Annotated in this window: 11 protein-coding genes; all 11 read left to right on the top strand. The window is 57.0% G+C overall.

Annotation, left to right across the window (positions count from 1 at the left end):
* The first annotated feature begins 34 nt into the window (after window positions 1-34).
* The 11 genes from BISA_RS06505 (at window position 35) to pyrE (ending at window position 14,160) form a co-directional block, all read left to right on the top strand.
* Window positions 35-592, top strand: coding sequence for a SixA phosphatase family protein (locus tag BISA_RS06505; protein ID WP_033890915.1), 558 nt, complete (start codon window positions 35-37; stop codon window positions 590-592).
* A gap of 181 nt (window positions 593-773) precedes the next feature.
* Window positions 774-3,077: a 5-methyltetrahydropteroyltriglutamate--homocysteine S-methyltransferase gene (metE, locus tag BISA_RS06500; RefSeq protein WP_033890914.1), complete on the top strand. Its 2,304-nt coding sequence runs from the start codon at window positions 774-776 to the stop codon at window positions 3,075-3,077.
* A 201-nt stretch (window positions 3,078-3,278) separates the two neighbouring features.
* On the top strand, window positions 3,279-4,124 hold the full coding sequence (gene metF, locus BISA_RS06495) for a methylenetetrahydrofolate reductase [NAD(P)H] (protein WP_033890913.1): 846 nt from the start codon (window positions 3,279-3,281) through the stop codon (window positions 4,122-4,124).
* A 99-nt stretch (window positions 4,125-4,223) separates the two neighbouring features.
* Complete coding sequence (locus BISA_RS06490) at window positions 4,224-7,460, top strand: bifunctional [glutamine synthetase] adenylyltransferase/[glutamine synthetase]-adenylyl-L-tyrosine phosphorylase (protein ID WP_420308640.1); 3,237 nt, start codon at window positions 4,224-4,226, stop codon at window positions 7,458-7,460.
* A 133-nt stretch (window positions 7,461-7,593) separates the two neighbouring features.
* On the top strand, window positions 7,594-8,556 hold the full coding sequence (pyrB, locus tag BISA_RS06485) for an aspartate carbamoyltransferase (RefSeq protein ID WP_033890910.1): 963 nt from the start codon (window positions 7,594-7,596) through the stop codon (window positions 8,554-8,556).
* A complete protein-coding gene (locus BISA_RS06480; RefSeq protein ID WP_033890909.1) occupies window positions 8,556-8,975 on the top strand; it encodes an aspartate carbamoyltransferase regulatory subunit in 420 nt (139 codons plus the stop codon). Before pyrB ends, BISA_RS06480 begins: the two co-directional genes overlap by 1 nt.
* The gene (locus BISA_RS06475) at window positions 8,972-10,492 is read left to right on the top strand and encodes a dihydroorotase (RefSeq protein WP_033890908.1); all 1,521 of its coding nucleotides are present in this window, start codon (window positions 8,972-8,974) and stop codon (window positions 10,490-10,492) included. Before BISA_RS06480 ends, BISA_RS06475 begins: the two co-directional genes overlap by 4 nt.
* A 155-nt stretch (window positions 10,493-10,647) precedes the next feature.
* Window positions 10,648-11,622: an orotidine-5'-phosphate decarboxylase gene (gene pyrF, locus BISA_RS06470; RefSeq protein WP_033890907.1), complete on the top strand. Its 975-nt coding sequence runs from the start codon at window positions 10,648-10,650 to the stop codon at window positions 11,620-11,622.
* Between the two features lie 32 nt (window positions 11,623-11,654).
* Window positions 11,655-12,479, top strand: a complete 825-nt coding sequence (locus BISA_RS06465; RefSeq protein WP_033890906.1) for a dihydroorotate dehydrogenase electron transfer subunit — start codon at window positions 11,655-11,657, stop codon at window positions 12,477-12,479.
* Window positions 12,467-13,459 carry a dihydroorotate dehydrogenase gene (locus BISA_RS06460; protein WP_420308631.1) on the top strand — a complete coding sequence of 331 codons (993 nt, stop codon included), beginning with the start codon at window positions 12,467-12,469 and terminating at the stop codon, window positions 13,457-13,459. The genes BISA_RS06465 and BISA_RS06460 overlap by 13 nt, the downstream gene beginning before the upstream one ends.
* A gap of 5 nt (window positions 13,460-13,464) precedes the next feature.
* On the top strand, window positions 13,465-14,160 hold the full coding sequence (gene pyrE / locus BISA_RS06455; protein ID WP_033890904.1) for an orotate phosphoribosyltransferase: 696 nt from the start codon (window positions 13,465-13,467) through the stop codon (window positions 14,158-14,160).
* Window positions 14,161-14,249 lie beyond the last annotated feature (89 nt).

The raw sequence follows: 14,249 nt of genomic DNA, 5'->3' as shown, positions 1-14,249 counted from the left end.
GCTGTGCAAAACCTTGAAGAGAGGGAGCCTCGAAGTGGGCATCAAGCTGAACAAAGTCGCCAAGGCGGCCAAGAAATACAAGCATATTCTCATCATCATGAGGCATGCCAAAGCCGAACCCTTTGGCGGCAAGGATGATTTGGAACGCGAGCTCACCGATAAAGGCCTGAAGCAAGCCAAAACCGTTGGTAAAGGTATTGAGGCTCTTGGGCTTAAGCCTGACCAGATTTCCTGCTCGGCGGCAACGCGCACACGTCAGACCTTGGATCGCATGCTGAAAATTTTCGGCGACGATCCCATTGTGGACTATCGCATCAACCTGTATGACGGGGGAGTGCAGGCTGTTTTCGATGAGCTTGCCCACGTTAAGCCAAAGCAGCGTGTGTTCATGATTGTTGGTCATGAGCCTACAGTGTCCATCGCTTCGCAGTGGATTGCCTCTGCGGATTCTGATGCCGAGCGTCTCGATCTGCTGAACCTTGGTCTCTCGCCAGCGTCTTTGGTGATTTTCGGCTCTGATAAGCCGTTCGACGAATGGCAGGTGCATAGCGGCGATCTGCTCGCCGTAATCAACGTCAAGGATTTTGACTGATTCCCTTTGACCGGTCTGACTACCCCTCAGTCGGCCAAGCCGACAGCTCCCCTGACAAGGGGAGCCAACGAGGACGGCTATAAGTTTGCTCTATAACGACACTCAAAGTGTTCTTATGAGTCTGAATCTGTGATGTTTTGGTAGCCTAAGTCGGGTTACGAACGCATACATTGGAGGATTCATGTCCACTCTGACTTCCGTCTCCGGCTTCCCGCGCATCGGGCAGAACCGCGAACTGAAGAAGATCATCGAAGGTTACTGGAAGGGCGCCAACGATCTGGCCGCCGTCAAGTCTACCGCCGCCGAGCTGCGCGCTAAGCACTGGAAGCTGCAGCAGGCCGCTGGCATTGACCTGATTCCGAGCAACGACTTCAGCTACTACGATCAGATGCTGGATACTGCCATCCTCCTGAATGTGATTCCGAAGCGCTATGAGCGTCTCGCCTTCGAAAACCAGGAAGACACGCTTTTCGCAATGGCGCGTGGCTATCAGGGCGAAAAGGGCGACGTCACCGCTCTGCCAATGAAGAAGTGGTTCACCACTAACTACCATTATCTGGTGCCCGAAGTTGAACCCGGCGAGGAGATCAAGCTCAACTCCACCAAGCCGTTCGACGAGTTCAACGAGGCCAAGGCCCTCGGCATCCTCACCAAGCCGGTGCTCATCGGCCCGTACACCTTCCTGAAGCTCGCCCGTACCGATCAGGCCACCGAACTTGAATACGACAAGGGCCTCGTCAACGCGGTTGCCGCCGTCTACGCTGAAGTGCTCACCAAGTTCAACGAGCTGGGTGCCGAATGGCTGCAGCTTGACGAGCCGTACCTCGTGCTCGACAAGGAGCCGGGCGACGTGGAACTCTTCAAGACGCTCTACACCAAGATTCTGGCCGCCAAGGCCGGTGTCAAGGTGTTGCTCAACACCTACTTCGGTCATATCGCCGACGTGTACGAAACCGTGAATCTGCTCGGCTTCGACGGCATCGGTCTGGACCTGAACGAAGGCCGCGAAGAAAACCTTGAAGCCGTGGCTAAGTACGGCGTTGCTTCCAACACCACCATCTTCGCCGGCGTGGTCAATGGCCGTAACATCTGGCGCAACAATTACGCCACTTCCCTCGGCCTTGTGGACGCACTGAAGCAGGTTACCGACAATGTGGCCGTCTCCACCGCATCCTCCCTGCTGCATGTACCGTTCAGCACCGAAGGTGAAACCGGCATTCCGGCTGAAGACCTGAAGCACTTCGCATTCGCCGTCGAAAAGCTCGACGAACTTAAGGAAGTCGCCGTACTTGCCGACGCTACCGAAGACGAGAAGAAGGCTTCCGAAGCCCTCGCCGCCAACCAGGCCTTGTTCGACGGCACTCGTGTAGCCGCCGACCCGGCAGTCGCCGATCGTGTCAACGGCCTGACCGCTGATGATTACGTGCGCCAGCCAGCTCGCGAAGAGCGTCAGAAGCTGCAGCGCGAAGCCCTTGGCCTGCCTCTGCTGCCCACCACCACCATCGGCTCCTTCCCGCAAACCAAGGAAGTGCGCGCCGAGCGTGCCAAGCTGCGCAAGGGCGAAATCACCAAGGAAGCCTACGATGAGTTCATCAAGGCTCAGATTGACGCCTGCATCAAGCACCAGGAAGAGATCGGCCTCGACGTGCTGGTCCACGGCGAATTCGAACGCAACGACATGGTCGAATACTTCGGCCAGAACCTGAACGGCTTCCTGTTCACCAAGAACGCTTGGGTGCAGTCCTACGGCACCCGCTGCGTGAAGCCTCCGATTGTCTGGGGCGATGTCTCCCGTGCCAAGCCGATCACCGTGGCATGGTCCGCATACGCTCAGTCCCGTACCAACCATGTGATGAAGGGCATGCTTACCGGTCCGGTGACCATCCTGAACTGGTCTTGGCCGCGTGAAGACATCACTCATGAGGAGCAGACCAAGCAGCTGGCCCTCGCCATCCGCGACGAAGTGCTTGACCTCGAAGCTGCAGGCATCAAGGTCATCCAGATTGATGAGGCCGCTCTGCGTGAGAAGCTGCCGCTGCGCAAGTCCGATTGGCACGTCAAGTACCTCGACTGGGCAGTGCCGGCCTTCCGTCTGGTGCACTCCGCAGTGAAGCCCACCACCCAGATTCACACCCACATGTGCTACTCCGAATTCAACGACATCATTCGCGACATTGACGCGATGGATGCCGACGTGATCTCCTTCGAAGCCTCCCGTGGCGATCTGGTGGTGCTCGACGCCATCCACGATGCACACTTCGAAACCGAAGCTGGCCCGGGTGTCTACGACATCCACTCTCCGCGTATCCCGTCCGAGAAGGAAATCGAAGACCGTATCTACGAAATCTTGAAGAAGATGGACGTTGAGAAGGTGTGGATTAACCCGGATTGCGGTCTGAAGACCCGTGGCAACGCCGAAACCTGGCCGAGCCTCGAGCATCTGGTCGCCGCCGCCAAGGCAGTCCGCGCCAAGCTCGCTAAGTAAACCAAATGAGGCTCCCTCACGAGTGACTATCAGTCAAGCTGGGGCCTAATCTCGATAGGCTCCCTCTGATGAGGGAGCTGTCAGCGAAGCTGACTGAGGGAGAGAGTATTCCATCATCGCAAAACTTCTCTCCCTCAGTCTCACTGCGTTCGACAGCTCCCTCATCAGAGGGAGCCATACTATAACCAAAAGGAATCCATTATGCATACGCCGATGTTTTCATTGGAAGTTTTCCCGCCTAAGCGAGATGCTCCGGTGGGAACCATCTATGACACGTTGGATGGCATTGAAGATCTGAAGCCGGACTTCATCTCCGTCACCTACGGTCACGGCACGCATTCCGACCGCACCGCCACCGCACGCATTGCTAACACCATCGTGAACGAATACCGCATTCCGGCAGTCGCCCATTTGACTGCCCTCTATTCGGACAAAACCAAAATCGATGAGGCGTTAGACATGTTCGAGAACGCCGGTGTGAACACCGTTTTGGCCTTGCGCGGCGACTACATCGACGGCGAACAGGTAGTCGGTGCTTTCGAGCATGCCAGCGATTTGGTGGCCTACATCCGCGAACGTAAGCCAAACTTCACGGTGTTCGGCGCATGCTATCCCGAAGGCCACTATCAGGCTGAATCTTTGGACAAAGATATCGAACATCTGAAAATCAAGGTTGATGCCGGTGTCACCCATCTCATTACCCAGCTGTTCTACGATAATGATGATTTCTACCGGTTCCGCGACAAGGTTCGCGCAGCCGGTATCACAGTGCCAATCGAAGCCGGCATCATGCCAGTGCGCGGTGCCAAATCAGTCCGTCGTATGGCAGAGCGCAATGCTTCGCGCATTCCAGAGCATCTCGATGCGCTGCTCAATCGTTGGGAAGGCAATACCGAAGCGCTGCACAACGCCGGCATCCTGTATGCCTCCGAACAGATTGCTGATTTGGTGGCTCACGGCGTCGATGGCGTGCACCTGTACACGATGAATCACCCGGCCACCACCCGCCGCATCTGGCGCAACGTCAAATCACTGTTCAACGAGTAGTTTGATAGCGGGCTTGTAGGCCTCTATACCATGCATTCGATCTGGAGAATGCGCGGTATAGAGGCCTACATGCGTATATAGTGGAAACTTATGGAAGCAATGACGACGTTCAAACCCAGTGCCATGTCGTTGATCAGGGCAGGATTGCAGGATCTCGATAAGGCCCGTGAGCTGTTCGATCAGTTGAAGATGGACGGGATTTCGGATTCCCATCGCAGTGAACTTCTGGGATACCTTTCCCATGCCGGCGACCCGGACATCGCATTGCGCAATTTCGTAGACATCGTCAACGCCATGCAATCCAGCGGTCGTGACCTGAAGCAGGTCATGCCGGATGGCGATGCTCTCAAACGACTCATCACTGTGCTGGGCGTCTCCGATGCGATGGGCAAATTCATGCGGTTCAAGCCGGACTTGGTGGAAGCGGCAGCCGTAGATAACTGCAACAGTCATCTGTTCAACCATGCGCAACGCAGGGCTCACCTGCTTGAAGCAGTCGGTGCCGACCCCAATGATTTGGCACATCCAAAAGCCACCAAGGATTTGGCTGAAGCCGCTACAGCATTGCGAGCCAGCTATCGTAAGCAATTGGCCGCCATCATTGCGCAGGATGCAGTAGCCGATGATCCAACCGTTATTCAGCCGACCATTAGCCATGAGCTTTCAGACCTTGCCGACGCAGCGTTGGAAGGCGCACTGGCCATCGCCCGCAACGAGGTAGAGGGCAGTGAGCAGGTACGGTTCACCATTATCGGCATGGGCAAACTCGGTGCCCAGGAATTGAACTATGTGTCCGATGTGGATTTGATTTACGTGGTGGAACCAGCCAGCAAAGAAGTTGATCATCAGACGTTGATTCGTGTGGGAACCAAGATGGGCACCACCTTGCAGCGCGTATGCCAGTCGGCGATTATGGGTGTGGCCGAACAGCCATTATGGCAGATTGATGGTGGCCTCCGCCCGGAAGGCAAGGATGGCCAGCTGGTTCGTGTGCTTGAATCGCATAAGAACTATTACGAACAGTGGGCGGAAAACTGGGAATTCCAAGCATTGCTTAAGGCTCGACCGGTGGCCGGCGATCCGGAGCTCGGCCAAGCTTACATGGACATGACCCGCCCGTTCGTCTGGAGTGCATCCAAGCGTAAGAACTTCGTCTATGACTGCCAGAAAATGCGCAAGCGCGTTGAGGATTTGATTCCAGCCCCTTTGAAAGATCGTGAAATCAAACTTGGTCGCGGTGGTTTGAGGGACGTGGAATTCACCGTGCAGATGCTGCAGCTGGTGCACGGTCGAACCGATGAATCACTGCGCACCAGCAATACACTCGATTCACTGCAGCGACTTTCCGATGGCGGCTACATCTCCCGCAAACAAGCCGTGCGCATGTCCCAGGATTACCGTTTTGAACGTGTGATGGAGCATCGCCAGCAAATCTGGTCGTTGAAGCGTACGCATTTGTTCCCAGACTTGGGGCGCGCTTCCATAGGCGGGCTCGAGAAGAAGCGTGATATTGACATTGATGCGCTCAATCAGAATCAGGAACTTCGCCGACTGGCCCGCGCCTTCGGCCTGCATCCAGAAGAACTGGTCGAGAAATACGATGACACTCGCCGCGAGGTTCGCCACCTGCACCTTGACATCTACTATCGTCCGATGTTGCCGGTTAGCGCTCAACTTGAGAATGATCAGATCACGTTGAGCAATGCTGCCGCACAGGAGCGTTTCGCATCTATTGGCTTTGGCGATCCAGATGCCGCCATCCGCCATGTGCAGGCGCTTACCGCAGGAGTCGGCCGCGCCGCGAAAATCAACCGCATTATTCTGCCGGCCGTACTGCAATGGTTGGGAGAGGGGCAGAACCCAGATATGGGTCTGCTCAACTGGCGCAAGCTGGAGGAAAACTTCGGCACCCAATCCGGCTATCTTGGATTCCTTCGCGATTCCACGTCGGCCGCACAGCGCCTGTGCCATATTCTTTCCAATTCCAGATTCCTTGGCGATGCACTGAACAAGTCGGTGGAATCCATCAGTTGGCTTGGCGATGATGATAATCTCAAGGCCCGCACTCGTGAGGCTCTGGACATACAAACGAATTCCACGCTGGAACGTTTCGGTTCAAGCATGAACGAGTTCGCTAATTCCGTGCGCGCGATGCGCCGCCACGAAATCGAACGCATCGGTTTGGCATGGATGAGCGGCGTGATGGACGATGCCACCTGCCTGAAGGCTATGACTGACGTCTATGATGCCATTATCGATGCCTCGCTCAAGTGGGCAGTACGCCATCAGGTGAGCGCATTCGGTTTGGAATCCGCCCCAGCGGATATCGCGGTGATCGCTATGGGCCGTTACGGCGGCCGTGAAGTGAACTTCAGCTCCGATGCCGACGCCATCCTGATTTACCGTCCGGCAGACGATGCTGACGATGCCCAGGCGAACGCGTTCGCCAAGAAGGCGGTAGAGGACTTGCGCAATATTCTGCAAGGACCAACCACACTGGAACCGAAGATCGAACTCGACCTTGATCTGCGTCCAGAAGGTAAGAACGGGCCTATTGTGCGCTCGTACGCCTCCTGCGAGGAATACTACGAATCCTGGGCATCTACTTGGGAGCATCAGGCCCTGTTGCGCGCCCGCTATGCGGCGGGAGACGCGGAACTGGCTCGCGATTTCCTCGTCAATATTGCGGACCCACTGCGCTACCCGACCCAAGAACTGACTGACGCCGAACTGCAGAGCATTCGCAAGCTCAAGGCTCGTATGGAAGCCGAACGACTGCCGCGCGGTGTGCGCCGTGAACGCCATTTGAAGCTCGGCAAGGGCGGGCTCTCCGATGTGGAGTGGACCGTGCAACTGCTGCAACTTCAACATGCCGGTGATATCAAAGACCTGCGCGTTAATGGAACTTTGGAAGCATTGCAGGTGCTGGAGGACAAGAAACTCATCAGTGCCATCGATGCCATCCAACTGCGTAAGGCATGGACCACCTGCACGGCGGCACGCAACGGCAACTATCTATGGTCCGGCCGTGCCAATCAGGCGGATATTCTGCCCGATGACATGTATTCGCTCGGTGGCATTGCCGTATACCTTGGCTATGGCGCGCATCGTGGCCAGCATTTCGAGAACGACTTGCTTGGCGTGATGCGCAAATGCCGTGACGTATGCCAGCGCCTGTTCTACGGTCAGGCGGAAGAAAGCAGCACTATTGCCCCGTCCGTTGCCGGACGTTCGGGCATCTCGGGTACTTCTGGTAGTGCGCAAAAGCCCGCGAAACCGCGTATGCACGTTATCGCTCCACGTTTGGTAGCCAACCGTCGCCGTGCCCAGCGATAGGGTGAACACTCGGTGAACACGTCTGTCCGAAAAATGGCGTAAGTTAGATAAGGTCACATTAGTGGCCACCTTATCCGCTTCAACGCACGAAAGGTGAGCCGTGTCAACTCCACAAGAGCCGGCGGAGACGCCGATGATCGGTAAAAGCGTTATCTCGCTTGATGATCTCTCTATCGCACAGATTCAGGATTTGCTGCACAAGGCGCAGTACATTGATGCCCATCGCAAGGAGGTGTCACACACCTGTGAGGGTAGGGTGTTGGCAACACTGTTCTATGAGCCTTCCACTCGTACGCGCCTGAGCTTCGAAACCGCCATGCTGCGTCTCGGCGGTAAGGTGATTGGCTTCGCCGGTGCGCAGTTGGCCTCCGTGACCAAAGGCGAAACGATTTCCGACACGTTGAAAACTGTGTCCAACTATGTGGATGTGGTCGCTATTCGTCATCCCAAGGAGGGCGCTGCTCTCGTGGCTTCCCGTGCTGCTTCCGTGCCAGTAATCAATGCTGGTGATGGCGGCCATATGCACCCCACGCAAACATTGGCTGATTTGGCCACGCTGCAGTCCCGCTTCGGCCGTGTGAACAATTTGATTGTGGGCCTGTGCGGTGATCTTATGTTCGGTCGCACCGTGCACTCCCTGATTGAAACTCTGTGCCGTTTCGGCAACGTGCGGTTTGTACTCATCAGCCCGGAAGAGTTAAAGACTCCGCAGTACGTCATCGACCGCATCAACGCCACGCCAACCTGCTCTTACGTAGAAGTGCGTGACCTGGCATCCGTGATTGGCGATCTTGATGTGCTGTACATGACCCGCGTGCAGAAGGAACGCTTCTTCAACGAAGACGACTACCTGCGTCTGCGTGATACCTACATTCTCGATGAGGATAAGCTCTCCTTGGCCAAGCCGCATATGGCTGTGCTGCACCCGCTGCCGCGCGTCAATGAGATCGCCGTGGAAGTGGACGACGATCCGCGTGCCGCCTATTTCGAGCAGGTCAAGAACGGCATGCTCGTGCGTATGGCCCTCGAAAGCTCCGTGGTGGGCGATGACCTGCCCGGTTACGAACCGCTCAACCCCAAGGAGGTTCAGGCCTGATGGAAGTCACCAGCATTCAAAACGGCATCATCATCGATCATGTGCCGGCCGGCACCTCGCTGAAGGTATTGGAATACCTGAAGATCGATCCGGCCAAAACCAAGCTCGCGCTGATTATGAACACCACGTCCAAGCGCTTCGGTTCCAAGGACATCATCAAAATCGAGGATGACAAGGACATCGACCTCGATGTGCTTGGTTTCGTGGCACGTCAGGCCACTGTGGACGTGGTGCGCGGCGGTCATATCGTCGAAAAGAAGCAGCCGCACCTGCCTGAGCACATTGTTGGCGTGATCAAGTGCGTGAACCCGCGCTGCGTCACCACCAGCGAGCACGACATCAAGCAGATGTTCCACTTGGTGCATTCCGATCGCCTTGAATACCGCTGTGATTACTGCGACGAGGAAGCCAAACTGTGAGCATCACCCTGCGCAACATTAAGGTCTGGAACACCGGCGAAATCATCGACTTGGTGATTCCAGGCCTTGCTGACGCCTATTTCGCCGATACCGACACCGTGTACGATGGCGCCGATATCGATGCCACGGGACTGACCGTGGCCCCCGGCTTCGCAGACCCGCATGTACACTTCCGCGATCCCGGCCAAACCTATAAGGAATCGATGATTTCCGGTTGCCGTGCTTCGGCATCCGGCGGTTACACGAATGTGCTCATCATGCCGAACACACTGCCTGCGCTCGATGGACAGCCGGTGACTGAAGCTGATGCAGCAGCTGACAAGCCTGGTGCGCGCGAAGTTCGCGAGGCTGGTTTCGGCAATGTCATTGATTTCCTGCAGAACTATGATGCCGCGCATGGTGTGAGGCTTCCGGTACGCTACGACCTGTGCGTATGCGCGTCCAAGGATCGCGCCGGCAAGGAAGCAAGCGACACTGCCGATTGGCTCAAGTATGTGCCTGGATTCGATGATGAGGCCAAGACCCCAGCCATGAACGAGCATCCGGTCACCGCAATTAGCGATGACGGTGCTGCCGTGCCTGAGCCGATTCTGGATCAGGTGCTGGCTAACGCGAAGGCTTCTGACCTGTATCTGATTGAACATTGTGAGCATCACGATACCGGTGCAGTCAATGAAGGTCCGGTTTCTCACCGGCTTGGTGTTCCCGGTATTCCGGAGGATACCGAGCTCAAGATTGTGGCTCGTGATATCGAGGCTGCGCGTCGAACCGGTATCCATGTGCACTTCCAGCATGTGAGCACTGCGATTTCGTTCGAAGCGATTCGCAAGGCCAAGGCTGAAGGCCTGCCAATTACTTGCGAAACCGCACCGCACTATCTGGCCCTGAGCGATGAAGCGTTGCTGGAATACGGCACGCTGGCCAAGATGAATCCGCCGCTGCGCTCCGAAGCCGACCGCAAGGCCACCATCGCAGCCATCGCCGATGGCACGGTTGACCTGCTGGCCACCGATCACGCACCGCACACGATGGATGAGAAGGCGCTGGGCTTCCTCGAAGCCCCCAATGGCATCATCGGCTTGGAATGCGCGTACGGCGTATGCCACAAGGTGTTGGTGGATGGCGGCCACATTTCAGATGAGCGACTGATTGAACTCATGTCCGTAGCACCGGAAGCGCTAATGGGCCATGATGCCACCGATATTGCTGCACTCGTGGAGGACTGGGCCGAGCCGGCACCCACCGGTGACGATCCGGAAGGCGTGATTGCCGAGGAACGTGAGGCAGGGGAGAACGGCACGGCTAAGCGGGAAGGTGTGAACCGTCTGCTTGACCTGAGCCGCGTGGAGAATGCCGAGCATGTGGACTTGGCCATTCTGAACACCGACGAGGAATGGACTGTGGATCCGGAACAGTTCCACTCCGCTGCACGCAACACCCCATTCGGCGGTTGGAAAGTCACCGGACGTCCGCTCGCCACCATTATCGGCTCCCAATTCATGTTCAGCCGCCTGTAGTGAATAAGGCCCCCTCTGACGAGGGGGGCTGTCATGCGAAGCATGACTGGGGGAGAGACCCAGTATGGATGCTAGCCATGTAACTATTCACTCAGTCTCATCATGAGAGATAGCTCTCTTGGACAAGGGGAGCTATACCAACAGAAAGGACTTCGATGGATCGTCTGATCGAAGCAATCAATAACGTGCAGAACCCATCCGTCGTGGGTCTGGACCCTACTGAAGCACTGGTGCCGCCTCAGGTTGTGGACAGCTTCGCCGATGAAGTGCGCGATTCGGTGGATTCCCCGGAAGAGTTGCCTGCAGCTCAGCTGGCGGTCGCCTACTTCGAATTCAACCGCACCATCATTGATGCAGTGGCGGATATCGTGCCGGCAGTCAAGCCGCAGATCGCCATGTACGAGGCACTCGGCCCAGCCGGCGTGGATGTGTACACAATGACCTGCGAATACGCGGCCCAGCAGGGTCTGTATGTGCTCGGCGACGTGAAGCGTGGCGACATCGGCTCCACTGCAGCTGCCTACGCGCATCACTTGAACGGTGTGGCCGCTGCTGTGGAAGACGGCTCTGCTTTTGATCCGTGGCATGAGGATGCCGTGACCGTGAACCCCTATCTCGGCACGGATGGCATCACGCCGTTCGTTCAGGCTGCCACTGAAGCCGACAAGGATATTTTCGTGCTGGTACGCACCTCCAACCCGTCATCTAGTGAACTGCAGATGCTTGATCTGGCTGACGGCAAGAAGGTCTACGAGCATGTGGCCGACCTCGTGGAAGGCTGGGGTGCCGAGACCATCGGCGAGCACGGATACTCCCGCGTTGGTGCCGTGGTTGGTGCCACGCATCCGGAGGAAGGCCGCGCACTGCGCGCCCGCATGCCGCACACATTCTTCCTGGTGCCGGGCTACGGCGCTCAGGGCGGTACCGCCCAGGACGTTGCCGGCATGTTCGATGCCGATGGCAGTGGTGCGCTCGTCAACTCGTCCCGTGGCATCATTGGCGCATGGAAGAAGAGCGGCAAGTACTCCGAATCCATGAGCGCCGACGAAGCGCTGGATTTGGTTGCCGAAAGTGCCCGCCAAGCCGCTCTCGATATGCGCGATGCCCTGCGTATCGCCGTCTACCGCTGATTTGGCAGACTAGAACTTAGACAAGGATTCCCATGACTACCTTCACCCCAACGCATGATGTGGTGGCTGAAGCCACTGCAGCGGGATTTTTCCCGCCGCGTCACACCGTGGAAGTCACGGCTATACGCGAATTGACTGACCATGTGATGCGCTTGACTTTCCGTGATGCGTTCATCGCGTCTCATGCCAAGCCTGCCCAGTTCGTGAACCTGTTTACGAACGACGATTTCATGCTGATGCCACGCCCGTTCGGTGTCAGTGAAGTAGTAGGCGATGAAGTCAGTGTGATTTTCGCCGTCATCGGCCACGGCACGGAACAGCTCGCACAATTGCAGGCTGGCGATACGGTGGACGTGCTCGGTCCGCTCGGCCGTGGCTTCAACCTGAAGCAGGATGCCAACTACATTTTCGTCGGCGGTGGCCTTGGCGTGCCGCCTCTGGTGTACGCGGCACAGAAGATTGCTGATATGGCCGGTTCTGTAGCGACCTCGGTTATCGGCTACCGTGATGCCCACTTCGGTGAGGAATTTGTTTCCCGTTACACCGACCGTTCCTTCAGCATCGACAATGCACAGGGCAATGTAGTAGACCTGTTGAACCAGCTGGAGCAGTCTGGTGATCTCTATGTCACTGATCATGCGCCGATTATTCTCTCCTGTGGTCCGCTGCCGATGATGAAGGCAGTCGCCCAATGGGCAGCCGAACGCGATATGCCGGCACAGTTGAGCATGGAACAGCGCATGGGCTGTGGTTACGGTACTTGCGTGCTCTGCACTGTGGACACTGTGGACGGTCGTTTGAAGGTATGCTCTGACGGTCCGGTATTCACACGCGAACAGCTTGGATGGGGGAAGTGACAATGAGCGCCAACACTGCTGCAACCACTGCACAGCAAGCCGACAAGCACATCAACATCTATGAGCCGCACGAGTGGAAGCATTCCACTCAGGTGGCCGGTGTCACCTGGAAGAACCCGGTCGGTACCGCTTCCGGAACCTTCCAATACGCTGCCGTCCGCTGGTTCTATGATGTCAGCCAGCTCGGTGCTGTATGTACCAAGGGATGCTCTCCAATCCCGTGGGAAGGCAATCCGTCTCCACGTACCGCGGAAGGCCCCGCATCCAACCTCAACGCAGTCGGCCTGCAGAATCCCGGCGTGGATCATTATCTTGAAGACGATTTGCCCAAGCTCAAGAAGGCTGGGGCAATGGTCATCGCCAACGTGGCCGGACACTGCGATGACGATTACATGCAGGTAGTCGCCAAGCTCGCTGACTCCGATGCGGACATGCTTGAAATCAACGTCAGCTGCCCGAATGTGACCCACGGCGGCATGAGCGTCGGCACTGATCCGGTGGCCCTGGCCACGTTGATGGACAAGCTGCGCCCAATGACCGACAAGCCGATGATCGTCAAGCTCACGCCGAACGTTACCGATATCACTGTGCCGGCTCGCGCAGCCGTGGAACATGGAGCCGACGCGTTGAGCATGATCAACACCGTGCTTGGCATGAGGCTCAATATCCGCACGGGTGAGCCGATTATCGCCAATAAGACCGGTGGCGTTTCCGGTCCGGCTGTGCTGCCCATCGGCATCGCAGCTGTGTACCGTGTGCGTACCGCGCTGCCGGAGATTCCAATCATCGGTCTCGGTGGCATTGACTCCGGCGAAAAGGCATTGGAATACCTGTACGCCGGCGCGAACGCTGTGGAAGTGGGTGCGGCAGCACTCTTCGACCCCGTGGCACCGTTACGCATCGCGCGAGAATTGGACGACTTGCTGGACGAGCGTCCCGAGCTCGCTGCTAAACTGGCCGCAGGCAAAACTTGGAGGTAAATGCTATGGCAGAAACGCTTGCACATCGTTTTACGGAATTCCTGCTGGAATCTAACGCATTGAAGTTTGGCGACTTCACGTTGAAGTCCGGCCGCAAGAGCCCGTACTTCATCAACGCCGGCGCATTCGACGACGGCAAGAAAATCGCGACTTTAGGCGCCTTCTACGCTGAGAAGATCAGCCAGGCCATCGTGCACAACATGATTCCGCGCGACATCGACACCGTGTTTGGCCCGGCATACAAGGGTATTCCACTGGCTGTTTCTACCGCCATCGCACTGACCGCAGGTCACAACATGACCGTTGGGTACACCTTCGACCGCAAGGAAAAGAAGGATCACGGCGACGGCGGTTGGATGGTCGGTACCCCGCTCACTGACGGCATGAAGGTGCTGCTCGTGGACGATGTGATGACCGCAGGTACCGCAGTGCGCGAAGTCATCCCGAAGCTCAAGGCCGAAGCCAACGTCGAAGTCGTGGGTCTGGTGCTGTCCGTGGATCGTATGGAGAAGACCAAGGATTCCGACCTGTCCGCAGTCAAGGCTGTGGAGCAGGAGTTCGGCTTCCCGGTGCTCGCCATCGCCAACGTGCGTGAGATTTTCGACGCTGCCGCCAAGATGAAGAAGGCCGACGGCACTCCGTTGCTCAGCAATGACATCAAGCAGCGCGCCGAAGCCTACCTCGAACAGTACGGCGCATGATCGTGTAACGGCATTCGCTGTTCACCACCATTGGAAACGCTCCTTGTACAAGGAGCGTTTTTCATTTACGGGACTATTATGAACATGCA

Source organism: Bifidobacterium saguini DSM 23967 (assembly GCF_000741715.1).
Classification (GTDB): domain Bacteria; phylum Actinomycetota; class Actinomycetes; order Actinomycetales; family Bifidobacteriaceae; genus Bifidobacterium; species Bifidobacterium saguini.
The sequence above is the reverse complement of the archived record's forward strand: the minus strand, read 5'-3'. Positions and strand labels throughout refer to the sequence as shown.